Source organism: Bacillus sp. RC242, from assembly GCF_044908245.1.
GTDB classification, from domain to species: Bacteria; Bacillota; Bacilli; order Bacillales; family Bacillaceae_G; genus Bacillus_A; species Bacillus_A mycoides.
Map to the genome: position 1 here is coordinate 29,187 of NZ_JBIYCZ010000022.1, position 26,143 is coordinate 55,329.

18 protein-coding genes, 6 pseudogenes and 1 riboswitch are annotated in these 26,143 nt (G+C 33.1%); of the genes and pseudogenes, 13 read left to right on the forward strand and 11 right to left on the reverse strand.

Features of this window, described 5'->3' with window-relative positions:
- The first annotated feature begins 1 nt into the window (after position 1).
- A complete protein-coding gene (locus ABH957_RS27415; RefSeq protein ID WP_404512641.1) occupies positions 2–1,432 on the forward strand; it encodes an IS4 family transposase in 1,431 nt (476 codons plus the stop codon).
- Positions 1,433–1,736: 304 nt separating this feature from the next.
- Here the strand turns inward: ABH957_RS27415 and ABH957_RS27420 are convergent, their stop codons facing one another.
- Together ABH957_RS27420 and ABH957_RS27425 are read right to left on the reverse strand one after the other, a co-directional pair.
- Entirely contained in the window at positions 1,737–4,553 is a 2,817-nt protein-coding gene (locus tag ABH957_RS27420; RefSeq protein ID WP_404512643.1) for an AAA domain-containing protein, read from the reverse strand.
- 272 nt (positions 4,554–4,825) lie between these two features.
- Positions 4,826–6,205 carry an erythromycin esterase family protein gene (locus ABH957_RS27425; protein WP_404512645.1) on the reverse strand — a complete coding sequence of 460 codons (1,380 nt, stop codon included), beginning with the start codon at positions 6,203–6,205 and terminating at the stop codon, positions 4,826–4,828.
- 451 nt (positions 6,206–6,656) lie between these two features.
- Between ABH957_RS27425 and ABH957_RS27430 the strand changes: the two genes are divergently transcribed.
- The gene (locus tag ABH957_RS27430) at positions 6,657–6,971 is read left to right on the forward strand and encodes a hypothetical protein (RefSeq protein WP_404449700.1); all 315 of its coding nucleotides are present in this window, start codon (positions 6,657–6,659) and stop codon (positions 6,969–6,971) included.
- A 155-nt stretch (positions 6,972–7,126) separates the two neighbouring features.
- Here ABH957_RS27430 and ABH957_RS27435 read toward each other — a convergent pair whose 3' ends face one another.
- Positions 7,127–7,363: a hypothetical protein gene (locus ABH957_RS27435; RefSeq protein ID WP_061689708.1), complete on the reverse strand. Its 237-nt coding sequence runs from the start codon at positions 7,361–7,363 to the stop codon at positions 7,127–7,129.
- Positions 7,364–7,725: 362 nt separating this feature from the next.
- On the opposite strand from ABH957_RS27435, the gene ABH957_RS27440 reads away from it, so the two are divergent.
- Positions 7,726–8,031 carry a hypothetical protein gene (locus ABH957_RS27440; RefSeq protein ID WP_061689707.1) on the forward strand — a complete coding sequence of 102 codons (306 nt, stop codon included), beginning with the start codon at positions 7,726–7,728 and terminating at the stop codon, positions 8,029–8,031.
- 394 nt (positions 8,032–8,425) lie between these two features.
- Here ABH957_RS27440 and ABH957_RS27445 read toward each other — a convergent pair.
- From ABH957_RS27445 to ABH957_RS27465, 5 genes and pseudogenes are all read right to left on the reverse strand, one after another.
- Positions 8,426–9,183: pseudogene (locus tag ABH957_RS27445) on the reverse strand (DUF975 family protein).
- Between the two features lie 658 nt (positions 9,184–9,841).
- Positions 9,842–12,442, reverse strand: coding sequence for a PBP1A family penicillin-binding protein (locus tag ABH957_RS27450; RefSeq protein ID WP_404512647.1), 2,601 nt, complete (start codon positions 12,440–12,442; stop codon positions 9,842–9,844).
- A gap of 154 nt (positions 12,443–12,596) precedes the next feature.
- Positions 12,597–12,854, reverse strand: a pseudogene (locus ABH957_RS27455) (class A beta-lactamase); the annotation flags it as partial.
- A gap of 394 nt (positions 12,855–13,248) precedes the next feature.
- Positions 13,249–13,398: pseudogene (locus tag ABH957_RS27460) on the reverse strand (lipoprotein BA_5634 family protein); the annotation flags it as partial.
- A gap of 1,807 nt (positions 13,399–15,205) precedes the next feature.
- Complete coding sequence (locus ABH957_RS27465) at positions 15,206–15,502, reverse strand: hypothetical protein (protein WP_404512649.1); 297 nt, start codon at positions 15,500–15,502, stop codon at positions 15,206–15,208.
- Positions 15,503–15,636: 134 nt separating this feature from the next.
- Between ABH957_RS27465 and ABH957_RS27470 the strand changes: the two genes are divergently transcribed.
- From ABH957_RS27470 to ABH957_RS27495, 6 genes are all read left to right on the forward strand, one after another.
- Positions 15,637–15,828: a hypothetical protein gene (locus ABH957_RS27470; protein WP_404512651.1), complete on the forward strand. Its 192-nt coding sequence runs from the start codon at positions 15,637–15,639 to the stop codon at positions 15,826–15,828.
- Positions 15,829–16,455: 627 nt separating this feature from the next.
- Positions 16,456–17,079: an O-antigen ligase family protein gene (locus ABH957_RS27475; protein WP_404512653.1), complete on the forward strand. Its 624-nt coding sequence runs from the start codon at positions 16,456–16,458 to the stop codon at positions 17,077–17,079.
- Positions 17,080–17,662: 583 nt separating this feature from the next.
- Positions 17,663–17,941: an AbrB/MazE/SpoVT family DNA-binding domain-containing protein gene (locus ABH957_RS27480; protein WP_404512655.1), complete on the forward strand. Its 279-nt coding sequence runs from the start codon at positions 17,663–17,665 to the stop codon at positions 17,939–17,941.
- Positions 17,942–17,967: 26 nt separating this feature from the next.
- Positions 17,968–18,648, forward strand: a complete 681-nt coding sequence (locus ABH957_RS27485) for an autotransporter (RefSeq protein ID WP_404512657.1) — start codon at positions 17,968–17,970, stop codon at positions 18,646–18,648.
- Between the two features lie 11 nt (positions 18,649–18,659).
- Positions 18,660–18,932 (forward strand): hypothetical protein, encoded by a 273-nt coding sequence (locus ABH957_RS27490; protein WP_061659267.1) that lies wholly within the window; start codon positions 18,660–18,662, stop codon positions 18,930–18,932.
- Between the two features lie 401 nt (positions 18,933–19,333).
- Positions 19,334–19,438, forward strand: coding sequence for a YjcZ family sporulation protein (locus tag ABH957_RS27495; protein WP_404512659.1), 105 nt, complete (start codon positions 19,334–19,336; stop codon positions 19,436–19,438).
- A 1,235-nt stretch (positions 19,439–20,673) separates the two neighbouring features.
- On the opposite strand, the gene mmuM is transcribed toward ABH957_RS27495, so the two are convergent.
- Both mmuM and mmuP read right to left on the reverse strand, forming a co-directional pair.
- Positions 20,674–21,651 (reverse strand): homocysteine S-methyltransferase, encoded by a 978-nt coding sequence (gene mmuM / locus ABH957_RS27500; RefSeq protein ID WP_404512661.1) that lies wholly within the window; start codon positions 21,649–21,651, stop codon positions 20,674–20,676.
- The gene (gene mmuP / locus ABH957_RS27505) at positions 21,626–23,035 is read right to left on the reverse strand and encodes an S-methylmethionine permease (RefSeq protein ID WP_000428532.1); all 1,410 of its coding nucleotides are present in this window, start codon (positions 23,033–23,035) and stop codon (positions 21,626–21,628) included. Before mmuP ends, mmuM begins: the two co-directional genes overlap by 26 nt.
- Before the next feature lie 83 nt (positions 23,036–23,118).
- A riboswitch (SAM riboswitch) is annotated at positions 23,119–23,226 on the reverse strand.
- A gap of 343 nt (positions 23,227–23,569) precedes the next feature.
- On the opposite strand from mmuP, the pseudogene ABH957_RS27510 reads away from it, so the two are divergent.
- Positions 23,570–23,821 (forward strand): annotated as a pseudogene (locus ABH957_RS27510) (IS4 family transposase); the annotation flags it as partial.
- Here ABH957_RS27510 and ABH957_RS27515 read toward each other — a convergent pair.
- A pseudogene (locus ABH957_RS27515) lies at positions 23,794–24,045 on the reverse strand (IS4 family transposase); the annotation flags it as partial. The pseudogenes ABH957_RS27510 and ABH957_RS27515 overlap by 28 nt on opposite strands.
- Before the next feature lie 192 nt (positions 24,046–24,237).
- Here ABH957_RS27515 and ABH957_RS27520 point away from each other — a divergent pair.
- The 3 genes and pseudogenes from ABH957_RS27520 to ABH957_RS27530 form a co-directional block, all read left to right on the forward strand.
- Positions 24,238–24,381, forward strand: a pseudogene (locus ABH957_RS27520) (IS4 family transposase); the annotation flags it as partial.
- A gap of 426 nt (positions 24,382–24,807) precedes the next feature.
- Positions 24,808–25,095: an AbrB family transcriptional regulator gene (locus ABH957_RS27525; RefSeq protein ID WP_404512663.1), complete on the forward strand. Its 288-nt coding sequence runs from the start codon at positions 24,808–24,810 to the stop codon at positions 25,093–25,095.
- A gap of 52 nt (positions 25,096–25,147) precedes the next feature.
- Positions 25,148–25,999 carry a P-loop NTPase family protein gene (locus tag ABH957_RS27530; protein ID WP_404512665.1) on the forward strand — a complete coding sequence of 284 codons (852 nt, stop codon included), beginning with the start codon at positions 25,148–25,150 and terminating at the stop codon, positions 25,997–25,999.
- Positions 26,000–26,143: the final 144 nt, after the last annotated feature.

Below are 26,143 nucleotides of genomic sequence, written 5' to 3' on the forward strand. Positions count from 1 at the left end.
TATGAACTTATCGATTTTTGATGAACTAGAATTATTTTCTAAAGAGTTGCAACGATATATGTCACCGCATGCTCTAGAGAAATTAGCTAGAGATATAGGGTTTGTTCAACGAAAAAGTAAATATCGTGCGCAAGATTTAGTAGCTTTATGTGTTTGGTTAAGCGAAAACATAGCAAATACTTCATTAACACAACTATGTAGTCGATTAGAAGTTAACACAGGTATTTCTATGAGTCCAGAAGGACTCAATCAACGCTTTAATTCCCAAGCTGTACAGTTGTTACAACAAATATTAGCTTCTTTACTCCATCAAAAATTTTGTTTATCTAGCCAAATTCCAACATCGTATACAAACTATTTTCGTCGGATTCGTGTATTGGATTCTACACATTTTCAGGTTCCAGATAAATTTGCTTCTACATATCAAGGTTCAGGAGGTAGTGGTCAAAGTGCTGGTGTGAAAATTCAATTAGAGTACGATTTACTAAGTGGTCAGTTTCTACATGTTCATGTAGGATCGGGAAAACACAATGATAAAACTTATGGATCCACTTGCCTAACGTCCCTTCAACCACACGATGTATGTATACGTGATTTAGGATACTTCGACTTAAAAGATCTACATACTATAAGCGAGTGTAATGCTTATTTTATTTCACGATTAAAGCTCAATACTCGTATATATCAAAAGAATAGGGAACCTGAATACTTTCACAATGGAACAATAAAAAAGCATTCTGAGTACATTCAACTAGATATGGAGCAATTTATTGACCAATTAAAGTCTGGTAAAACATATGAGATTCCTGAGATTTATATCGGAATGTATCAAAAACTTCCTGCAAGACTTATCCTATATAAATTAACTGAAACACAAATGAAACGTAGGCAAAAAGATTTAGCGTCTAAAGAACATAAGAAACAAATCACCTATAAAGAACGTAGCAAGCGGCTAAGTGCAATTAACTTTTACATTTCAAATATTCCTTTGGAATATCTACCAAAGGAACAAGTATACGATTTTTACTCCTTACGATGGCAAATTGAACTTATCTTTAAAACATGGAAATCGTTTTTTCGTATTCATAACTGTAATTCTGTAAAATTAGAACGACTAGAATGTCACTTATACGGACAATTAATAAGTATCCTTCTTTGTTCCTCCACCATGTTTCAAATGCGCCAATTACTCCTCATCAAGAAGAAACGAGAGCTTAGTGAATATAAAGCGATCTATATTATCAAAGATTATTTTTTACTTTTTTACCAAGCTCTACAAAAAAGCACCCAAGATATATCAAAGGTACTACTTCGTCTGTTCAATCTCTTGCATAAAAATGGGCGGAAATCCCATAGGTATGAGAAAAAAACAGTCTTCGATATCTTAGTCGTTGTATACAACTTTTCTATATTTCACAATCATGTAGCGTAATACAAAAAAAATGAAACCCGATAGGGTTTATTTGGTATGCGAATCTTTAAAGAACTTACATTGGCTCTTTAGAAAAAAGAAAAAATCTAACGTGAAATTAAACCTATATAAGCTTAGCTTGATGGGTATGGGGTAGTACCACATGCCCATCAACTTAAGAAAATAGATTCACCCCAAAACGAAAAAATGAGCTTTTCTGTTAAAAGTTAGCACAAAATTTCGTTCTGGGGGTATTTGTTTTTCTTAGCTTGATAGCGATGTGGCGGTACCCCTACTATGTTAAAAATAAAATTAGATAACGCCCTTATTCTATCTTTACAGTTTCTATCGATAAATATTTAAAAGCTGTATCAAAATATTCCTTTTTTCCCCAAGTATCTGAATTACCAATTACAACAAAATATTTTTTTGCTCTGCTTGCTGCAACGTTTAATAGATTTGGAGTACTGGATGCCCAATCTAACGGTCCTGTTCGCTGATCATCTACTCCCAAAACTAAAATAACTAATGGAGCTTCTTTTCCTTGGAAAGTATGAACCGTTCCGATCTCTATTTTTTTGTTTTCTACTGAATTTTTGTTTAACTGTTTTAACTTTTGAACAACACTTACAAAAGGTGAAATAATGTAGCAATCTTCCCCTGGATTATCTTGCGTAAACTTATTGGCAATCTCAATTGCTTTTTTTCCTTGATCAGGAATAAAGTGATTTCCTGAGCCAGTAGTTCTTCCTTCTATATTCAACCATTGACTCATGTACATTGGGTCCTGTACCATATTTTTGGTCTTAGTCGCGTGTAACATTTTGTCTTGATATGTTGTTTTATTACATATCTCAAACATAGGGCTCTCACAACGTCTATGAACACGAAGCGGTGACCCCAACCACTTTGTGTTATTTTTGGAATCACTCATTGTTCCGCCAAATTTGTTATTAAGATCAGCAAATTCTTGTACACTTACTTCACTTCTAGTTAAATGATAGAAAAATGAGCTTTCACTCGTAATTCCAGCACTTTCATTTGCTATTAATTTGAGCTGATCATCAGTCAACGTTACAACCGGAGGTATTTGTAATGGATCACCTACCACCACAACATTTCTAGAACGCCAAATGGCTCCAATTGCAGATTGTGGTGTAGCTTGACCTGCCTCATCAATAAACAACCAACCAATATCTTCCGTTTTCAAATCCCTTAAAAATCTTGAAACAGAAGCAAATGTTGAAGAAATTATAGGTGTAAGTAGGAATATGGTATCAAACATCGCTTGGATGAAGTCTTCCCTTTGCCTTTCATTAATTTGAGAATCAAGATTTACTTTTTCTTTCCCTCCTAAAAAATAGGCCTTTGCTAAAGTTAAATTTTTTTCTATTTTGTCCTGGTTTTTAATTAAGAAAGTACAATACTCATCCATCATTGTTTTGAATAGCCTACTCCGAACACAATTTATACGATATTCTTCATTATCACCATCAATATTAACAAATTGTTTTTTTGATGATTGCCATTTTTCAGCATCTATATCATCAAAGTCATCGATTACTTGTGCGGTTTTAATCATACTTGATATCTGTTTTTCTAAACTATCAAAGGAATACTCAGCATTTTCATGTACATTACACAGATCATTAAGCTCATCTGAAATATTTTGAAAATATTGTTTTATATTTGCTGATTTCCCCATTGCGGCTGATATTTTACCCCAGCAACTTTCATCCTTGCTAAATCCTAAAAACTTGTAATTATTTTTCAATAAATCCTCATCTTTAGGCAAATCCATACTTATATTTTCAACAGCAGCATTATTATTTGATGTAACTAAAATACGATATTCTTTAAGTTTTGAATGAAAAGAATAATAATAATCCTCTTGTCCCTCAGAAAATTGTATTTTTGTAAATAAATCCTGTGTTTCCTTTAAAAACTTTACTTTTTCAAAAATAATATTTGCAAATACATCTTTTAACAATGTAGTTTTACCAGTACCGGGAGGACCGTTTACAGAAAAAATAAAACCCTCTTTTTCCTTTGAATTTGCAATAATAAGATTTAAAGCTACCTGCTGCATTAGTCCTAGCGGAAAACCTGAAGGCCATCTCGTAATTGGGATATTTCGTAAAATTCTTTTTATCTCGCTAATACTCTCATTATTAAAAAAGTCTACTCTTTCTCCTGAATTTTTTAATGTTTCCCAGTTATCTAAGGCTAAATATGTTTTTAATGCTTTACCTATCTTTTCATACTTAATGTTATGCTTTACTTTCTCCAAATCTTCAATATAGAAACTATTTACTCCAACATACTCTTTGTATGTAAGTCGAATATTCTTCTCATAATCCTTATCACTAGAAAATCGAAAAACTCCTTCTTTATCGAAGTGGCTATGTTTTATGTATGATTTCAATGTGCTTTGAATGTTTCGAGAAAGTTCTAACCAGTTTTTATATCTAACATGTATAAACTTTATACTCTTAGCCAATTCTACGTGTTCTTCAGACTCAGTAAATTCTAAATCATTACTGATTTTACTATAATTTTCACTTTCAATTACTGATGTTATTGCACTTATTAAATCCATCTCTAAATCTTTTAAACTTTTTCCAGGGCGAAGAAAATACTTAATTATAGGACTAACTACCACACTGGATTCTAATGTTGTATCCTTTATTGGCTTTAGCATATGATCTAATTGAATATGAATAAGAAAACTATTAGGGAATCCTTGAAAATCAGTAAAGCTTATTTTCTTGTCAAATTCATTAGAAAAGTATCTTAGCACTTCTTCTTTTGCAACAGGTAAATAGAATAACGATGCTTTTGCATCCATTAAATACTTACCTTTTGCACTTTCTCCCTTTTTTTGTAGAAACATTTGCATATAATTTTGAGGTGAACCATTGGGCCTTATAAAATCAAAGTACTCAAGGTTAGGTTCTCTATGAAAATAATTTTTAAAATTAATAAGGCTTAATGATTCTTTATCACAATTCATAAAATTAAAATGTTCTAGTTCAATGAAATAATTCATTACTTTTGAGGCTACTTCTTTATGATCGTTATTCTTAATTTCTTTCTTTTTACTATTAAAAATTAAAGAAAATACTTTCTTTAAACCATTCATTATTAATCTCCTTTGATAGAAATATAGTTTTACCTAAATTATACCAAATTTTCTATTGAAATATAGTCAGATTAAATCAAATAATTTCCTATAAGAAGCTAACTCTAGTTTTTTATTTATCATGATTTCTTATTCTGATAGTGATGTGGCGCTCCCCCTATAATGAATATATTGTTTGATCGTTAGTATTTGAATGCATCCAATCGAATGTTGTTTATGTGCAATCATGATGAGAAAAAGAGCATCCTTATATAGTAAGGATGCTCTTTTATTTATTTCAGTAAAGAAGGCGTCGTCTTTTCTAACCAAAGAATGCCATCATATTGTTCTGTCGGAACCATGATTTCTTCTTGTTCTTTGTCGCCCCAATAACTTGACGCAGTAGGAGTAAACATCCATGACGTTTCTGGTCGATTACTTTCTTCCTTTAGGCTAACAAACACGTTGGGGCTTCCCACCGTGCTGATTATTTTTTCAACACTTTGTTCTTCGTGTTCGTTATGTACAGTAATAATATCTTTATTGTTAGAACCCCAACTGCTTCCACTATAGGCAAATACGCCAATCGTGTACATTTGGTTTTTGATGCGCTGCGGAAGGTAATCCATCATATTTGGGGCTACATAATTGTATTGTTGTACCTTCATAAAATCTAATAACATTTTCGAATTTTGTTTTCGAATATGATAATTATGCCCCCATACAATGATTTTTTTGTTTTTATACTCCATTTCAGTAAGCCATGCTAAGTTTTGTGCCATTTTTTGATCTCGGATATAAAAAGAGTAGTCTGTAAGGGTAGGCGAGAGGATACCGCCTCTAGCTTTCATATCGGCATCTAAATGCGTTTTTATCGCATCAATTCGTATACTAATTGATTTTTCAAGGAAATTCACATCATACGTAGAATGATGTGCAACCTGAGTCAATTCTGCTTTATGATTTTGAATAAACGTTCTTACGCTTTCAAATTTGTTGATTACAGGCTGTATGTCTCTTTTATATTGATCATAGGGATAGGTACCCTTTAAATTATAGTAATACTTATCTAGTCTAATCAACTCTGTTACTGCTGTATCAAATTCAGATGCCACTTCAGGGCTTAGTTTTTGCAACCATTCTTTTGCATAGGGATAAAAGGGTGAATCATAAAACAGATTTATATCAAATCCAGCTAATGTGAGTGGCGTTCCTTTTTCTTTTTGTTCTTTCATATAGATAAACAATTGTTCAATTTCCTCTGTTTGCCATACACCTTCTAACGATTGCTTCATTGCTTCCGTAGCGGTTAAGCGGTCAAAATTTTGCTGAACAGCTGATGCTTCCGCCAACCCTGATTCAAATGCAATCACATCATATCTCATTTCCTCATGTAAGTACTTAATCATTCGTATTTTGGATTGATTAATTTCTTTCGCACCATGTGTACTCTCGCCAAGTACAACAATACGCTTGTCTTTTACCACCTCTTTAAGAAATGATAAATCTTCTGTTGTTTGGGAAGTGGGTTCATGTAATCTTTTTGCATGCTCATGTAACCATTCCTCCCACTTTGGTTGATCAACTGGTTTTTCTGCGGCAAAAGCGACAGATGTAAAGGTTGTACAGGCTAGAAGTGTACTCATTAGCCCAAGTTTCCATTTTTTACGCACAACAACGCCTCCAAGAATCATTTTTTTAGAGATTGAATAGAATGAATATCAAAAATTAACTAATATACCATTATTTATAATAATACATATGCAGATGCCGAACAATATAAATATTCTAAAAAATTAAAAATAAACTTCATATATATTGAAGAAACCTTCTATATATAGGTCGCACCCCATTAAGAAGAACAAGCGTAGAAATTTAATCTTTCTACGCTTTTAAAATTATTCAACTCCAGAAAAAACTGTACCTTTTCTTCTAGAGATACTAATTTTCTAGTTTTGATGTATTTATTCACCTTAGCTTTCTTCTGTTGTGGTGAAAAACCATTTTTAAATATAGATTCCAATAGAAATTTATATCACTCCTTCAAATAAATACAAACTTTGTAGCAAAACCATATATACTATATGAACGTATCAATTAAACATACTTAAAGGAGAACAGAACATGATAAAACATATACTCAGTTTCATACTTGGAACATTTGTTATGTTAATTGGTTCTTTTTGGGTTATTCCCTACACCCTCGAAACCATTGACAGTAATGTAAGCTATATTACTCATGAAAAAAAGTATTTTAGTAAGCTATATGACTATGACATTAACCTTTGGTTGATTGCAATGTTTATATTTTGCATTTTTTCTGCGATTTCTGTTCTTATATTAAAGTTACCTAATTATAATAGGGGCAAAAACACTCATATAAAAAAATATAGTCAAACAAATCAGCGAAAAAAAGCAAAGAGAAGGCGTCGTAAATAATTGTGTTCTTGTATTAGGGTTTTTACTTCCAAAAATATCTTAGCGTATAATATCCGTGTTTTGACGTCGGTACCCCTTGATGGGACCCCCTATACTTAGTTAAAAACTCATCAATTACTTTAATTTCGCATTCTTCGTTTATAGTATCCATTGTCCTAGTGGAAATTTTCCGAATATGTACGTTTGAAAACATCACGCTCTGGAATGTGTTTGTATAGCATGTTTTCTTCTTTGACAAGAATATCATAAGAATGATAGTCGTGTTCAATCGAACCGCCAATATCTCTAATGTCAATTGTTCCAATGAGCATCTTATTTCCGAATTTAAACAATACTTTTTCACCTAATTGGAACTTCATTGGTGGAAAAGCTCTATCTTTTTTCCAATACATGTGTTTAACTCCTATCATTTTTTAAAAGCCAGGATACCGATATTAGATAAGCTGGTGGGATCCCGTAAAGAAATATTAAGGTTGTTTAATTTCGATAAGCGAATCGTTAACCCTAATTCAGCGATTATTTTATATTCTCAAGAGATATTCCCCTTCACTGCAACTCATTGCAATATGTCTACTTCTGTGAGACATTACACAATTGTACAGAGATAATAAAGTAATATGAAAAATAATATAAAGATTTTAATTTAATCCTATATATTTTTTATAAATTCTAAAAGTGAATTCCCTATTTTTTGTATAATAGATAGAGACTATTTAATTTCTTATGGATATTCTTGAAAAGGGAGTAATGCTGTATGAAATCAATAAATGTAAATGGGAATATATATTATATTGAATCTGTTCCTTTTGAAGATAAGAGTGAGCAGGATGAAGAGGGATACTACGAATATTTTTACAAAGGAGTCGATTTATCATTTCACTGTGGCAAAGAAATAATTAAAGCCCGAATTTATGATGATGAAGAAATAATATACTTCTTAAAAAATCCATCTCTTGCTTTTAGTAAAGATTTTGAAGCGATAAAAGCATATATAATTAGAGAATATAATGTAAATAAATTTAAGATCCCAGGTGGCGAAAAAGCCTATATAGAAATATAGACATAATCGATCTTTGTCTTTATCATGATAAATTAAATGCAAAAGGTAGGTAGTTATATGATTCATAAAGCTGAACTAAAGGACAATAATATAATTGAAAATCTAGATTAAAAAATTGGTTCTTCCCCAAAACGACAAAAATGAACTAAATGATCATAAATAATTGTAAAGAGATAAAAAATTTTGTTTAGGCGGACTTCATTACCGTAGCTTGAAAGCGATGTGGTGCTACACCTATTTCATCCAACTTGCAACATGTTTGCAGTACTCTTGCTCAAATCATAATAAACGTGATACATCCGCTTTTTAACATAATATTAAAAGCGGATATGCTTAATTGCATATCCACTATCAAGAAAGTATATATTTTACCTTATACATACTTACTTCTTATTTATATACTTACCTTCGCTTCTCCAACATCCTGTTTTTTTATTAAATCTAAGTAAAAATGTGAGACAGTTGTGTTGTAATAAGGAGAAATGAAAATAAATGATAGATTAAATGTAAACATTCCTATAAATGCGGCTAATAAAAACCAACCAATAAATGATAACCAAAGAACAAATAACTTTAACTTTTGTCCTTTCATTATTCTTTTACTTTCTCTCAATGCTTCACTTGCTGTATAATCAGGATTCTCTACTAATATGTAATACGACATGGAATAAGAAAAATATTTAATACTACCTGGAACAATTAATAAGAAACTCCATAAAAAAAGAAAAATAGCTTGCAACAGTCCCAATTTTATTGATCTAAACAAATTGCTTTTCTTAAACCCTAGAAATACATCATCCACTTTAGCGTCTTCATTTTTCCCTAAATGTAAGGTGAAAGCAGAATATCCATAATTAAAGATGCCTTGTATGGAACTGTAAATTAAGAAACAAATAAGTCCTAAAAAAATATAACTTAGAATAAGTAAAACTAGTGCAGTAGGGGCTACTTGGGGTTGCCCACTAATTGAATTAACAAAGATTACATCCAAACCAATTATCCCAATAAACAGGCCCACTAATAAATACATAAATGTCGCGATTGCTGATGCACTAAGAGTAGGTACAAAATAGTTTAACGCTGATACTCCTATTCCTACCCCCATTTACCATCTAACGAATTAAGTGCTGCTTTCTTTAAATTTCTTGTCATACTTGTATTCCCTCCTTTTTTCTTATTTTCCTTTACTGAAAAAATAAAAGAACTTGTAGCTAAATATTTTAGCTCATCAAAACAAAATATAAATTCTACAGTATCGGGGCTAATGCTTAAAATATGGTTTGTTAACATCATTATATAATTTCCGATAAATTAAATTCGAATTTTTCGCTTATTTCCATTTAGATCTATTTTAACCGATAGTAGTATAGTTGCTGAAGTTTTTTACGTAAGACTATAACTGTATATTATCTGAGGTTTAGAGCAACTTTTATTTCAAGCTAGCTTCTCTATTTCCTCAAGGTAAATAGACTCAATAAGTCATATAACTATAGTTCGATAACGAGAACCTAACCGTTGCTTTCTACTCAACTATCTTACCCTTTCAAAAGCAAAGCTCCAAGACTACCTTCAAAGAGTTCTAGCAGTCGTTCTCTCAGCCAATGGAACGATTCTCTGTGTACTAGAATTCCCTTTTACTCCTTCTTTTCAACGCCATTATGTATTCAATTCATATAAAAAAACCCCAATATTTGATTTCTAAAAATCAAATATTGGGGTTTTTTTGTTTATTTTAAAATATGGGTTTGCAAGGTATTTTTGATCAAACGTTATTTTAAAAATAAAACCAACGATTTCTTCATATTAATTATTATCCATTATCGGCTGGACCCTCTCCTGTATTCTCATCATTACTTGGTTGTGTTGGAGTTCCATGGCCATCCCCATTGTTTGGCGGCGTTGTATTTCCTTCGCCATTACCATTGTTTGGTGGTGTTGTATTTCCTTGACCATTACCATTGTTTGGCGGTGTTGTATTTCTTTGACCACTACCATTGTTTGGCGGTGTTGTATTTCCTTGACCACTACCATTGTTTGGTGGCGTTGTATTTCCTTGGTCACTACCATTGTTTGGCGGTGTTGTATTTCTTTGACCACTACCATTGTTTGGCGGTGTTGTATTTCCTTGGTCACTACCATTGTTTGGTGACGTTGTATTTCCTTGACCACTACCATTGTTTGGTGGCGTTGTATTTCCTTGACCACTACCATTGTTTGGTGGCGTTGTATTTCCTTGGTCACTACCATTTTTCGGTGGCGTTGTATTTCCTTCTCCACTACCACTGTTTGGCTCATTTTGCTCTTCTGATTTCTTTAATTCCTCTTGTTTCTTTTGCTTTTCTTTTTGCTTATTTTGATCATTATTACTATGCTGTTCAGTCGTATTTGGTATTTTCGTATTTGGAGAAGAATCACGCTTCTCACCTTTAATACGTAATTCGCCACCTTCTTGAACTACACTGTTCGGCATTTTAAATTGTGACTTATCTGTAGCGAAATTGCTCATCATTTCTTTAAATATCAATTGAGCAATTTTCGTATTTTTACTACTAATATAATCGTCTTTACTATCTTTTGTATATCCAGTCCATACTGCCATCGTATATTGTGGTGTATAACCAGCAAACCAACTATCACGAGTTGCACTTTCTGGTAGATTATATTGTGCTATTTGTTCTAAAGAATAGTTTGTAGTCCCTGTTTTACCCGCTACATCCAAAGAACCTATATTAGCTGCTGTACCCAATCCAGATGAAACAAAAGTACGAAGCATATCAGTAATCATATATGCTGTAGAATCCTTCATAACTCGTTTTGGCTTTTGCTCAAAGCTTTTTGATTTACCATCTGGATAAACGACTTTCTTAACAAAATGCGGCTTCGTATAATTACCATCATTACCAAATGCCGCATAAGCACCTGCAATTTCAGTCGGTGACGCTTCATTTGTACCAATCGCTGTTGATTCCGTCGGTGCTACATTAAATTTAATACCTAGCTTTTCAGAGAAAGCTTTTGATTTATTAATTCCTACTTCTTTTGCAGTTTTAATAGCCGGGATATTTCGTGACGTTTTCAATGCATCTCGCATTGTAACTGGTCCTAAATGCTTTCTATCTGCATTTCTAACTTCTTGTCCTGTTGAATACTTAAATGGAGAGTCATCAATTTGATGGTAAGTAGCCCATTTTAAATATTCAATTGCAGGAGCGTAATCAAAAATTGGTTTCATCGTTGAACCTGCTGAGCGATTTAATTCGATAGCTATATTATGTCCTTTAAATACAGCTTTGTTTTCACCACGTCCGCTACCAATTGCACGAACTTCTCCTGTTTTCGTATCCATAAATGTGAAAGCCCCTTGGAATTTCTCATTTGGATAATTAATAATATTTTTATTTAAAAGCTTGTCCGCAAAATCCTGTGCCTTTGGGTCTAATGTTGTATAAATTTCTAAACCGTCAGATCCAATATTAGCATCTGGCAACTCTTTTTCAACTTCTTTCACAACCGCATCCATAAACGCAGGATATGGCATTTCTTGTTGTTCAGTTGCTGTCTTAAGTCCTTCTGTTACTGGAACTTTTGAAGCTTCTTCCATTTCTTTTTTTGTAATATAACCATGTCGATTCATTAATTCAAGTACAACATTTCTTCTTTCTGTTGCCTTTTGAATATTTTGTTCTTTCGTTGGATCATAGTTATTAGGCGCTTTCATTAAACCCGCAAGCATCGCAACTTCTGGTAGTGTTAAATCTTTTAATTCCTTACCATAGTAATTTTGTACTGCTGTTGCGATTCCGTATGAACGGTTGCCTAAGTAAACTTTATTTAAATACATTTCTAAAATTTCATGTTTTGAATACTGTTGTTCTAGCTTATACGCTAAATATATTTCTTGCGCCTTTCGCTTTGACGTTTTTTCCATCGATAAGAAGTAATTTTTAATAACTTGCTGCGTAATCGTACTTCCACCTTGAGAGCCGTAATTGCCTTTTAGGCTGACTAAAACTGCACGTGCAGTACCTTTAAAGTCTACGCCACTATGCTCGTAAAAACGTGCATCTTCTGACGCTAAAAACGCATCTTCTACTAATTTAGGAATTTGATTATACATAATATTCGTTCGTTTTTCTTTCCCATATTCATATATCAATTTCCCACCTTTATCATAAATTTTTGAGGATAACGGATTAACAAGTTTTACTTTCTCAAGTTTTGGTGCATCCTTGATCGTAACGAAAAAAGTAGCAACCCCCGCCACTAAACCTACAATACCAAGTAATAAACAACTAATTAAAAACTTACGGAAAAATGATGTTTTACCCTTTGGTTTTTGTTTTTTAGAAGCTGGCTGATTTTTCTTTTTAACTTGTCGTCGCTCCTCTCGAGAACGATAATTTTCTGACATGCTACTTTCTCCTGCCTTTCAACTCTCCCGTTGATTTACTTAAATTTATTGGGCTCACCTTCAGAAATATACTTATATTTAAAAAGTGTGTTAACCGGAATCAGTAAATATTTTCCTAATCTATAGATTATAAAACTTAGATTAACTCTTACACAAACCGTTCATTAGGTGCTCGATAAGTAACTGGCCAGTATGTAATGGCGTCGATTTCATAGATACCCAGTCGAGCGTCAAACTTTTTCTCGAGTTGCGAGAATTCTCAATGAGCCGCATGATTTGCATGTTTAGTTTTCTCTACTTTTTCTTTTGCTTCCACCTACAATGGTTCACTTTTAAAAAGTTTTACACTTGCAAGACTTAAACTTAATACTCCAACACACATCCCTATTTTTAACATCCTTGTACTTTTCAAGATAAGCAGTCCTTTCGTGTTTAGCAGTACTTAAAATAGATGTCAAACCAGACTCAATGTTTCATGTTTGGGCACTAAGTTTTTAGGATTACATTTAATAGACAATTTAAGTAATAAATTTGTTCCACTTTAATATGAGGAAGAAATTTGAGCTTTTATAGTAACGGAACCGAAACTTTAATAGGGGTACAACAACGAGAAATGGAATTCCATAGAAAATCCAATCTTAGCTTGATAGACATGTAATACCATCAGCGTTTTGGAATATTTTCATGCTAAGCAAAAAACCTCACTTTTCATCTTTTTTCAGATAAGAAGTGAGATTTTTCGTTTTGGTGTATTTATTTTTCTTAACTTGATGGTGACCAGTTTTTACCCATATAGACGTAATTTTTTACTTTTCTGTAATATTTACAAAATTAACGGCTCTCTTGTCCTCAGTTCCTAAAAACGTATTCACTTTATCTATTTCCTTACTTAATTCTGGTGCTTTCCCTTGATTGACTAAATTACGATTCCCAAAAGATTTAATAAAGGAGGAATAAATATAAAAAAACGTCACATGCTTACAGTCAAACTCACTTCATTTAATGGGACTTCGCTGACCGGCATCACTCTAGAAGGCTTCGCGCTGACAGCGAACGTCACGATGAAAACAATTTATCATCAAGAAGTTCTCAATCAACATCCCGTTCATCCCCTAATCGCGAACTATAGCACAGCCTTCATATCTGGTAGCAGAACTGCTATCTTGAATGCCGTGACTGCACTCACAAATGCTGGGGCAAGCGCGCAGGTCCGTTTGGATTCCTACAACAATACCGTAGCATCCTTCCGGCCTGTCTCCTCAATAATATAAGTTAGATATCCGTCACAGTTGGATCTTAATCTCGACTGTGACGGGTACGGAGCTGTTCAGGCGAATAGTCCTCGAAATTATGATTGGTACATATCCTTATATTTATCGAACCGCTCAGCTCTGCAGAAGTTACGTACACATATCAAGATGCAATTAATATTTCACTTGTCGGTTTCAGTTCTTATTCAAATAACTATTTTGTTCTGCTTTTTCATTTGAAACATATAAATAAAATGGTGGTAAGTAATTATCTTGATCATTGCACACTCAATTCTGGCACCTATACAAGGTGCTCTTTTTTGATACTTACAAAATAACGCTTTTGTTATAATTTATGAACATATTTTAGACCTAAAAATCCTACCGAATATTTTTAGGATAAATTTACCGGATGAATTAACAGAAATTTCGTGTTATTCTGAACGTGTTGAATAACCCAATACATTCAACAATGCTCCTGATTGCATACTTAGTATGCAAAGAACTATCCAGATACCTTAGCTAACACTTCCCCCTGGTCGTCGTTATTGCTAAGGTATCTTTTTAGATGCCCTGTGTGCAGTGCTTTTTTATTTCTACAAAATGAAATTTTTATTAAGTTTCCTTCATTCCACATAATATTTCCAAGCCCGTTTATACTAAAACTGTAACTTTAAGTTACAGTTCATGAAACATTACTTGTAGGGCCTAGTTTCTTTTGTATAACAAGTGGTTAGCTAATTAAGCTGGCTACTTTATTGTGCCGAATGTAGTTTTTATTAAAATCTTTCTCAACAACTAACACATAGATAATACACTCCATTTTTGGTAATATATAGTTAATCTCTATATGCTTAGTTTTATTAAAAGGACCCACCCCCTCAATGTGGGTCCTTTTAAATGTTTTCTACTAAAATAGCGTTTTTGTTCAAAATGATGACCTTGCCCATTTGGACGCATTTACCAGTATTTTTACCAAAAAATTCATGATATGGTTATTTAGTCGAGTACGTCATTACTTGACGATTACCCTTAGAAGCCCCGCAGACAATCGGGGTTTCTTTTATTTTAATAACGATTTTGTTCACTTTTATAGCTTACTATTCCTCATAGTTGTGTTTTTCTTCTAGGACTTTTATAAAGTTAAAGTGTCCATCGAGATAACAATCATTGATATAACCCCCAAAATATATTTCATTAACTTCGCTTAAAGTAAAATTTTCATTTTTTCATTCAACCAAGTTCATAACATATTCTTTTCCTCCGATAAAATAATGATTAGGTGTCCCATGCGCATTTTATCCACCGGAAATAATACCTTTCACGTACTTACGTATTAGAAACTTCATTTCTGCTTCTTCTGCAATAGCAATTTTGTTCACTTTTTTGATACATTTATGAAACATTCACATGTTATTTTCATTACGTTCGATCCTTTTTATAAAACCGTGTGAGATATACCAAAACAAGAAGCCCTAACTCTAGGGCTTCTTGTTTTTAAATAAGGATTTTGTTATAAATCTTCTCTAATCGGTATTCCTTGTTTTCTATAAATCTCAATCGCTTCCGGGTGTGCGTAACGAGTGGATGACCATCTTATTTCCTGTATTCTTTCCGAATTAGATTCTACATAATAAGCGAATCCCATAGTATCAACTGTAAATAACATTCCCCGTTCTGGGTTTTTGTGAAGCTCACACTCTTCATTAGGACAAGTAACCTTAACACGATGTAAGATTCCTTCCTTTTCTGTATATTGTTTACTCCAGAAATATAAACTGCAGCAATGACAAAAGAATTCCCTATTCATTCAAATACCTCCAAATAACTATTTTGCTAAATTTCTCAATTCACAAAGTACTAACTTTATAAAATGAATTCATATACATTTATTGAATACATATTAAGTTCATATAAAACCAAATAGTTTAGGAGCTGATCAGTATGACAAGTAAAACACTAGTGATAACGCTTCCTCCTGTATCAAAAACCAAAATTACTTTTTATTCTTCTGGTGAAGTAATTAACCACACTGTTTTTACAAACGAAACTTCAGAACCTATAGCAACGTTTGCATATTGTCCTATAGAATTCGAAAGATTTGAAACTAAAAGAATGCCAGCCTTTATAAAGTAATTTTTCATAGATGTTTTCCTAAATCCCCTAGATTTCAGGGGATTATTTTATATAAAATAACGCTTTTGTTTAATAAAAACTAATTAACTATAATTTGAAAAATCGGAAACATTTACTCATTTTTTTCTGAATACTCATGCTATTATTTATGTGCTGGTGTTCACCATCCCAAGAACTCAGTAATTTCATCCACAGGCTCTACTCTCACCCTTTTGAGAGTGGAGCTTTTTTTCATAAAGGTTATCCTCAATATTTATTTTTATAAAATTCAAATTTGGTCTTACTTAACTCCTGTAGATCCAAATCCATTTACTCCCCTTTGGCTTTCTGCTAACTCGTCCACCTCAACAAATTTACAAGTTTTTGTATTTATATTTCCTATACATTAAAAAATTTCCGATAATTAATTATAGGTTTATATTATTTGTTTGGAACCATTGTTGTTGCTAATTTCCTGACGTTGCTAATAGGAGGACTTGATGTTGGTACCAATGGACTTCCCATTTATTTATTAGGAGGTAAAAATGCAATCGCATTGACTACGTTGCCAACCATCCCGATCGTATATTTATATTCTTATACTATTCAAAAAAAATTGAAAGCCCTTCCACTTCTTCTGATTTTGATATGTTCCATATCACTTTATTTATCAGACAGTGGAACAGGAATAATGGTTTCATTCCTAACTATTTTTTTATCTTTCTTCCTATAAAAGTGTTTCCGACATTTAAAACTTACCTTTATATTTACATAGTTATATTTTTTACTATAATAGTTTTTCGTTTACAAGAATTATTATTTGGTGATTTTATAATTAATGTCTTACACAAAGATATGACTTTTACAGGACGAACGTATATCTGGAATGTTGTTCTTAATGTTATTAAAAAATCATGGATATTGGGATTTGGAAGAGGAAATGATATTATAAGTTATTATTTCTTCAATTTGAACGAAACTCATAACGCTGTTCTAGAAATCTTGATGTATTCTGGATTGTTGGGCATTCTGTTCTTTTTGATAATATTATTTGTTGTGGGTAACAAATTAAGTATAAATAAAGACCATATCATTTCTAAAATACTATCATTTTCAATTTTCGCTTATATGATACTAGGCCTAACGGAAAGTGTGTTTTATAAAAAAGAATTTTGGATATTACTTTTTATTTCATATAGTGTAGGAAACAAAATCAAAAGTACTGACACTGACCAAAATAATTTATCGAAACCAAGTAAAAAAGCCGCATAGGAGTTCAGCCAGGATACATGTAATTTCGGGTCATGGCCTGTATTTCCCTACTGCAAATGAACTGTGATATGAAAAATGAAGAATTTAATAAATATAAAAAAGTTATGGATAAAATAATTAAGCAAGTTAATGAATGCGTTTTCAACAATTGGGATGTATGATAAAATAATAGTTGGATGGGAGTCCAATACATATTATTAAAATTAAAGTGGTTCAAGTCGGAGGAAGGCACCTTAGGGTGTCTTTTCTTTATGAAAAATAGAAGCTTGGAAAAGAGTATGTAATAATGCATAGTAAATCGAATATTTATTATGATATACTTTCAAGAACCGATACATAATTTCTCTATATTGGAAAAATAAACATTATCTACCCAATTGTGTGGGACGCCTTATGGTGCCTTTTTTTTAGGAACTGCTCAAATATCACGTGCGAGGTAGATTATGATAGTACAATTAATCATTTATTCTCTATATTAAAATACATTGTGAATAAGGGCTAGAAGGAATACTTGCTTTTAGGTGATACTATGATTGTCATTTGGATGAATGTATTGAACAACATAATAAAACAGGAGGATTCCATGAAATTCACAGGCATTATTCGACATGTAGACGAGAAAGGGCGTATAAGCATCCCTATGGAACTAAGAAACATTATAGGTATGCAAGAAGACACAGTTTCTATAGAATTTATTGTAGTAGACGAAATGCTTATTCTACAACGGTATAGAGGAGCTTGTGCCATAACTGGAAAAATATCGAGACGTAATATTTCATTGGCAAATAGACAAATCAAAGTACATCCCAAGGAAGTGAAACAATTGATAAAAGAGTTAAAAGAGTATCTAGGAAAAAAATAGATTAATATAAGGAGACAAAATTAATTATGAAAAAGTATTTTTCTATTATAAGCATGCTGATTTTATTAATGGGGGTTTTTCCTTTTTCCGTTACATATGCACAGGAAAAAAACATCAATTTAAGCAACATTGAGCAAATGACTAGTACTTTCAATGATAATACTAATCTAGAAGAAAAAATCAGTTATATTAGAAATAGTGATTTGAAAAATTGGTCAGTTAAAGACATGAATCAGGCTCTAGATAAAATAGATAATTTAAATCTGAGTATAATGGAGCGAGCAAGTTTAAAGAGAGCGGTAATACGATCTTCAGGATTTTTTAATTTTGATTTTAAAGGAACAAATTCAGATGTATTAGCATTTAAGGAATTAAAAATAGAAATTATAGAGACTGATAAGCCATTTACATTATATAGAAGAAGCAAGGCTGGTGAACCAGAATCTAAATATGGCCTTGGTTATTGGTGGGGAGATAAAGAAAGAAATATTGAAGAAACTAGAAATGAGTTAGCCGTATTAGAAGTTTGGGGGAATCCGCTCAATACACAATATACAATTAAGGTACCCAAAGGGACGCGAATACTTAAAGGATTTACAGCTTCTCAAATTCAATATCTTAAAGAAACAAGTATAACTCAAGAATATAGAGAAGGTGGAGCTATGCAATATTGGATTAATAAGATAGATAACAGTTGGCTGCAATAAAGGAGGATAACGTGACGAAAGATCAAGAATTTATAAATTTAGCTCTAGATTGTGAGTGTATTCTAAAACAAAATATTCCGAGTAATCCTGACGATGCTAAAAGATATCATTTAATGTTAAACGAACTTACAGGATTAAGAATGACCATAAAATCAAACCAATTAAATGAAAAGTTATATTATTTATCAATTACACAGATGCTTGAAAAAGATGATCCAGAAGAAGTATTACAAGCTGTTTTAAAACTAAATACATTTTACTGTAACTACTATCAACATTTATAAAATTAGTAACCCAATAAACTTGAGCCTATATTATTTATAAATAACATGGCTTATAGTGAAAGGCACTCGAAAGGGTATGGTGAGGCCTATTATTAAAAATAGAATAGTTCAAGTCGGAAGAAGGCACCTTAAGGTGTCTTTTCTTTATAAAATTCACATTAAGTTAATTAAATTTTATAAACAGATGTAGTAAAATAAGATTGGGTGGGAACCCAGATATATTTGTGCTGTAAGAAAAGTCTTATGTAAATCAAGTAGAGAGAGGCACTTTGAATGCGGTGCCTTTTCTTTATTTTCAAAAGGATCTGCTCAATTCATACGTAAAAACATAAAGTAAAATGAATCCGTTAAAATACATGAGTGCCCCTTGTTTTCCCCTCCTATCTAAAGGAGGAACTATTATGGGTTTTGGTGGTAGTTGTGGCTGCGGCTTTGCTGGAGGATTTGCATTACTAGTTGTATTGTTTATTTTATTAATCATAGTTGGAGCTAGCTGCTTCTGCTAAACAAACTATCGGAAAAGACATTCTTATATGGGTGTCTTTTCCTCATGCATTAAAAAGCCCACCTATTTCCGTAGGTGGGCTTTATCTTTATTACACAATACCAAAGTATACGCTCTTTTTCTCGTAAACTTAATGCAATTATACATATTCGGTAAAATTACACCTAATAAATATTATATGTAGTAAAATATAAATTGTGGACACGTTCTATAAAGCAGATTCTCCGATTAGAAGGCGTAACACATCTCAACCATATAGATGTGGCGTTGCTTTAATCTAGCCAAACAAACGATCTCGATTCTCTTGTATTTGTACACTAACAATCTGGTGAAAATAAATGATTCTGTTTTATAGGTCGTGTTTACTTAATGTCCAATACATATTATTAAAATAAAATGGTTCAAGTCGGAGGAAGGCACCTTAGGGTGTCTTTTTTATTATTTCATTTTGTAAATTAATAAAAAAAGACTAGCAGCATACACTAGTCTTCTAAATGGGGTACCGCCACACATCTATCAACTTAAGAATTTGGTAGTTCCTCAAAACGAAGAAATTTTTTATTTCGGAGACACTTTAAAATATTAGCTTGATAGACATGTGGTGATACCCATCAACTTAAGAATGGAAACAAAGTGTACTTTCATTTTGTGGGGTAAAGCATTCCTAAAATAGAAGCATACTCTTAATAATACGCATACCAAATAAACCCTATCGTTTTATAGAAAGTCAAGAAAATAGTAATGAAATCCTATATTTATGCGATTGAATATAATGTCACACATTTTATAAGGTAAAAAGGAAAGGATAGATGAACAGGAGAGTATACCTGTTTACATCTATCCTTTTTTACAACAATATGACCACATTTACTACTACAACAAAGATTTTTACCACAACAAATTTTCATATAGTTATTGAACTATTTTTTGAATAACTAAATTAACCTCTTCGTTAACTTTAATTACGAATAAATGGTCCCCTTCACCTTCAATTGGGTCAACTACATCTTCATTAAAAGATTCAGCATGTTGTCTACCATATCTATTAAACTAGCGGTTTTTATTTTCCCTGATTCTTTTCCATACCTAAGGTACCCAAAAGTCCACTGGATTCCCGAGGCTACCATCCACATTTGTGTCTCTGAAAAGACATTTTGTGCCACTAGACGTAACTGTAGATTCCTGAACAAGCAAAATCATGAAAATACACACAAAGTTAGATTATCATCCATTACATTACTGTTTTGCTTCGTTCGAATAGAAAAACTCGGAAGAACGCCACTTGTTCGATATCTCCTCAATGTGATAAGGTGTCGTTCTGCAGCATCCACCTATTAAACGTGCACCTGCTTGATACCATTCTTCAGATTGAATCTCCAACGCGTTACATTGTTCATGACCATGCCATGTTTTTGTTTCTGGATTATAAGTTTCACCAGAGTTTGGATAAACAATAATCGGTTTTTTGGTGTTTGCCCTCAACTCTTGGATTGCACCAGTCACAACGGTTACTGGCGCACAATTGATGCCTATCGCTACAATTTGTTCACTTTTCTCAAAAACTCGTGCACACTCCACGAGTTTCATACCTTCACTAATCTCTTTCTCATTTTTTAGCGAAAAGGAAAGCCACGCATATGTTGCTGGAAACTCACGCAATAATGTATCTAATACTCTTGCTTCTTGCAGGGAAGGGATCGTTTCAAATGCCAATAGATCTGCACCTGCTTCGATTAACGCAGACATTCTCGAACGGTGAAAGTCTGCTAATGTTTTATCTGTCACACCATAGTTGCCTACATACTCTGAACCATCTGCGAGGTAAGCCCCGTACGGCCCAACTGATGCAACAACCAATGGTTTAGGCCTATTCGTTTGCGTATTTTCCTTCCAAAAATCATCTCTTGCCCTTCTTGCAAGTAACACCGTTTTCTTAATTAATTCCAAAGCTTCCTGTTCTTGTATTCCACGCGCGGAAAAACCACTAATAGTAGCTTGATAGCTTGCTGTTATGGCACAGTCCGCTCCAGCACGAAAATAGTCCGAATGAACCTGATAAATTAGTTCCGGATTTTCTAGTAACACACGTGCCGACCAAAGGGGATCGTCCAAATTACATCCATGCGCCTCCAATTCAGTAGCTAATGCTCCGTCAAGAAGCATAATGGAATGTTGGGATAAAATAGCATCAATTGGGTTGATTTTGTTCGACATAATCTACGCCCCTCTTTTTTAGATTTTTTGTTAGATAATAACTTCCATAGCAAAATAAAATAAACGGTATGCCGCAATATAAGGCAATTCTCTGTGTTGGATCGAATGCAATTCCAATACACGATGCCAGACAAAGGATAAAAGAAACAATTGGTACTAATGGATATAGTGGTGTGCGATAAATCAAGTCCTTCTCAGAATTTCCTTCTTTCAAAAATTGTCTGCGAAATAGGAACTGGGAAGCACTAATACTCATCCAAACTATAACTACTGCTAGACCGGAAATGGAAACAAGTACGATATAGACAGTATCTGGTGCCACAATACTTGAGAGCAAAGCCAACGCTCCACCCACCATGCTGAAAATGACGGCGTTGATTGGAACACCTTGCTTCGTCATTTTCCCAAAAATCGGGGATATCGTATTCTTATTAGCAAGCGACCAAAGCATTCTAGAAGAGGCATAAAGGCCTGAGTTTGCCGCAGATAAAATGGCTGTTAAGATAACGAAATTCATTATGTCAGCTGAATATGGCACCCCAATTCGTTCTAGAACTGCAACAAAAGGGCTCTCTAATACCCCTGCATCGGAAATAGGCAATAACGCAGATAAAACAACAATCGTTCCTACAAAAAAGATGATTAATCTCCACAGAGTAATTCGAATGGCCTTCGGTATCATTTTTTCCGGGTTCGCTGTTTCTCCAGCTGCAATGCCTATTAATTCTGTTCCCGAAAAAGCAAAATTAACCGCAAGCATGGTCATCATAATGGCCGTAGCACCATGAGGAAATAAACCTCCACTTGTAAAATTAGAAAAGAATGGTGCTGCTTTTGAATGAGTCATCGGAAGAAACCCTAGCATTGCCGCTACTCCTAAAACAATAAAAAACACAATAGCTATAACCTTTATCGATGAAAACCAAAATTCGGATTCGGCGAAAAATTTAACAGTCAGGACATTTAATACAAAGATCAAAATGGCAAAAAGAGCACTCCATACCCAAACATTAACCGATGGAAACCATCGCTTCATAAGTAATCCTGCGGCTGTAAATTCAGAACCTAAAGCAACAGTCCAAGTTAACCAATACAACCAGGCTACTGTATACCCTGTACCCGGTCCAATGTATTTAACTGCATAACTATGAAATGCGCCCGTTTCAGGCATATGTACGGAAAGCTCTCCTAAACATAGCATAACTAGATAAACCACTAGCGCACCAATCAGATAGGATAGAATTGTTCCAAACGGGCCAGCTTGTTGAATAGTGTAACCCGAGCTTAAGAATAAGCCAGTTCCAATCACCCCACCAAGTGATAGCATGACTAAATGACGTGCTTGCATTTTCCTTTGAAATTCTCGCCCATTTTTGTTCTCCATTTCTACTCTCCTTTAGTTACTATCCAGAAAAAACAAAAACGCACTCTAAAAAAGAGGGCGCTACTGACAAATAAAAACGGAAGCTCTCATCTATCAGGATTATCACCCGCTGGAATTAGCACAGTGTCTACTTAAGCAGACCTGTTGCTGAGGTTTCATAAGGCCAGTCCCTCCACCTCTCTGGATAAGAAATATTTTTTTATAACCTTATCAATCCATTCAATAACTGTCAAGATAATTCTGTTTTTTAAAAAAATTATCTATTATAGAAATACAAAAAATAGAGTATTACTATAACTGCAACCCACTCCTTCTTGGGTATTATTTAAAAATCGAACATACAAAACCTCATTTATTTATGATACGGTTCACAAGCACTTCCTCAAAATTTAATGCACTTCTAAATATCTTCTTACTTCTTTGGCTATGGGGTCACCATACATAACCATCAACTCAGGAGATTTTAATACCCTCCAATATCAAAAAACGTTATCCTTTCTAAACAAGCTAAATTAGAAAGGATGATGTTTTCTTATGAATCTCTCGATTCAAGATGAATTATTACCATTTGCAGAAGAATTACAACGATATGTTACACCTGTATTCTTAGAAGAACTTGCAAGAGAAATAGGATTTATAAAGCGAAAACGTAAGTTTTCTGGATCAGAATTAGCTGCTATTTTCATTTGGATTAGTCAACGGGTGGCAAGTGATTCCTTGGTTCAATTATGTAGTAGGCTTCATGCAGCGACAGGCACTTTACTTAGCCCTGAGGGACTTAATAAAACTCCTGTTGAAGTTTCTAATTGACTACAAAGTTGAGTAAGAGAGGTAGTAGCGATTTGTTGATTTAACCATACACACAAAGATAAAAAATAGTGCCCATGGCACTTGCGTTTTCGTTTCATTCCGCCTGCTTCTATAGCTAATTGATTAAGTGTAGTGGGAGACATATATCGATATAACTCTTCAGCAAATAAAGACAACTCTTGTTTTTGATGAATATTCATAAAAAGCACGTCACCCTTTCTCATTAACATAAGAGAATAGTAACGTGCTTTTAACTTCAAGAATAGTCTAAATCCTTAAGTTGATGGATGTGGGGTAGCACCACATCTCTATCAAGCTAACAAAACAAAGTCCCCCTCTAAAATGAAAAAACATGCTAATCTTTGAATCATAGGAAACGATGGCATTTTTGTCTGTCTATTTCTGTATCTGATGAATTACAACTATTTGCTCAAGAAATTCAAAACTTCTTATCTCCAAATTTCTTACGAGATTTTGCTAGAGATGTTGGTTTTGTGCAACGAATCAGTAAGGGGTGCAGCCGAGATAACTTAGCATGTTAAAATAATATTTGGATGGGAGTCCAATACATATTATTAAAATTAAAGTGGTTCAAGTCGGAGGAAGGCACCTTAGGGTGTCTTTTCTTTATGAAAAATAGAAGCTTGGAAAAGAGTATGTAATAATGCATATTAGATCGAATATTTATTATGATATACTCTTAAAAAGCTGATACATAATTTCTCTATATTAGAAAAATAAACCTTATCTACCCAATTGTAGGGGATGCCTTATGGCGCCTTTTTTTTAGGACCTGCTCAAATATCACGTGCGAGGTAGATTATGATAGTACATTTAATCATTTATTCTTTATATTAAAATTCATTGTAAATAAGGGTTAGAAGGAATACTTTCTTTTAGGCGATACTATGATTGTCATTTGGATGAATGTATTGAACAACATAATAAAACAGGAGGAATCCATGAAATTCACAGGCATTATTCGACATGTAGACGAGAAAGGGCGTATAGGTATCCCTACGGAACTAAGAAGCATTATAGGCATGCAAGAAGACACAGTGTCTGTAGAATTTATTGTAGTAGACGCAATGCTTATTCTACAACGGTATAGAGGAGCTTGTGCCATAACTGGAAAAATATCGAGGCGTAATATTTCATTGGCAAATGGACAAATCAAAGTACATCCCAAGGAAGTGAAGCAATTGATAAAAGAGTTAAAAGAGTATCTAGGAAAAAATAGATTAATATAAGGGAACAGAAATATTTTTTTATAAATGGTTGTTTAGAAAGGTGTAGATTTTTTTGAATACGAAATTAATCATAGTAGAAGGGCTTCCTGGCTTTGGGAAATCCACCACTACAAACTTGCTTTACGATATTCTAATTGAAAAAAATATTGACGTTGAGTTATTTCTTGAAGGGAATCCAGGCCACCCTGCTGATTATGATGGGGTATCTTGTTTTGATAAAAGTGAATTCGAAAGTTTGTTAGTGAATAGTGGTAATTTTAGGGAAGTAATTAGTGATAGAGTCACGAAGCGAGGAAACAATTATTTATTGCCATATAAAAAAATTAAAAATGAATACAGCTCTAATTTTCCTGAAAGTTTATTAAATACCATTTTCAAAAATGATATATATGAATTACCGCTAGAGAGGAATATTGAATTAATAACTGAAAAATGGAGGGATTTTGTTGAAATGGCCAACAACGAAAATAAAACTTATATTTTTGAAGGTTGCTTCATACAAAATCCATTAACAATCGGAATGGTTAAATATGGTGAAAAAAAAGAGAAAGTTATAAGTTATATTAATGCATTAGCGAAAATCATAGAGAAATTAAATCCAGTATTGTTTTATATAGAACAAGATGATTTGGAATTCTCATTCAGAAAAGTATTTAATGAAAGAGCAAAAGAATGGTCTGCTGGATTTATTGAGCATTATACAAGTCAAGGGTATGCGAAAATGAAAGGCTATCACGGTTTAGACGGAACAATTAAAGTTTTAGAAGCAAGAAGAGATATTGAAAGAGAAATATTTGATATGTTAAATATAAAAAAGACAAAAATTGATAATTCACAGTATGAAGCTATCAAATATAAGTCGATAATAATTAAAAAATTAAAATTACTTGAATTTCTAGATTAATGTAGTGCTTTAATTGAGCAAGAAACTAAGAATTTTTAACTTCCGCTTTCGATAATTATGTAAATGATCTAGTGGTGGAGGTTCTGGTAAGGACAAGAAGAGGAACGTATAAAAATAGAGTTGTAGAAAAAGAAAGAGTGGATT

Bases quoted from the DNA above. Each gene is read 5' to 3' on its own strand.
- ABH957_RS27415 (WP_404512641.1), top strand. From the start codon at position 2: ATGAACTTATCGATTTTTGATGAACTAGAATTATTTTCTAAAGAGTTG.
- ABH957_RS27420 (WP_404512643.1), bottom strand. From the start codon at position 4,553: ATGAATGGTTTAAAGAAAGTATTTTCTTTAATTTTTAATAGTAAAAAG.
- ABH957_RS27430 (WP_404449700.1), top strand. From the start codon at position 6,657: ATGATAAAACATATACTCAGTTTCATACTTGGAACATTTGTTATGTTA.
- ABH957_RS27435 (WP_061689708.1), bottom strand. From the start codon at position 7,363: ATGTATTGGAAAAAAGATAGAGCTTTTCCACCAATGAAGTTCCAATTA.
- ABH957_RS27440 (WP_061689707.1), top strand. From the start codon at position 7,726: ATGAAATCAATAAATGTAAATGGGAATATATATTATATTGAATCTGTT.
- ABH957_RS27450 (WP_404512647.1), bottom strand. From the start codon at position 12,442: ATGTCAGAAAATTATCGTTCTCGAGAGGAGCGACGACAAGTTAAAAAG.
- ABH957_RS27465 (WP_404512649.1), bottom strand. From the start codon at position 15,502: ATGAATAGGGAATTCTTTTGTCATTGCTGCAGTTTATATTTCTGGAGT.
- ABH957_RS27470 (WP_404512651.1), top strand. From the start codon at position 15,637: ATGACAAGTAAAACACTAGTGATAACGCTTCCTCCTGTATCAAAAACC.
- ABH957_RS27475 (WP_404512653.1), top strand. From the start codon at position 16,456: ATGTTCCATATCACTTTATTTATCAGACAGTGGAACAGGAATAATGGT.
- ABH957_RS27480 (WP_404512655.1), top strand. From the start codon at position 17,663: ATGAAATTCACAGGCATTATTCGACATGTAGACGAGAAAGGGCGTATA.
- ABH957_RS27485 (WP_404512657.1), top strand. From the start codon at position 17,968: ATGAAAAAGTATTTTTCTATTATAAGCATGCTGATTTTATTAATGGGG.
- ABH957_RS27495 (WP_404512659.1), top strand. From the start codon at position 19,334: ATGGGTTTTGGTGGTAGTTGTGGCTGCGGCTTTGCTGGAGGATTTGCA.
- mmuM (WP_404512661.1), bottom strand. From the start codon at position 21,651: ATGTCGAACAAAATCAACCCAATTGATGCTATTTTATCCCAACATTCC.
- mmuP (WP_000428532.1), bottom strand. From the start codon at position 23,035: ATGGAGAACAAAAATGGGCGAGAATTTCAAAGGAAAATGCAAGCACGT.
- ABH957_RS27525 (WP_404512663.1), top strand. From the start codon at position 24,808: ATGAAATTCACAGGCATTATTCGACATGTAGACGAGAAAGGGCGTATA.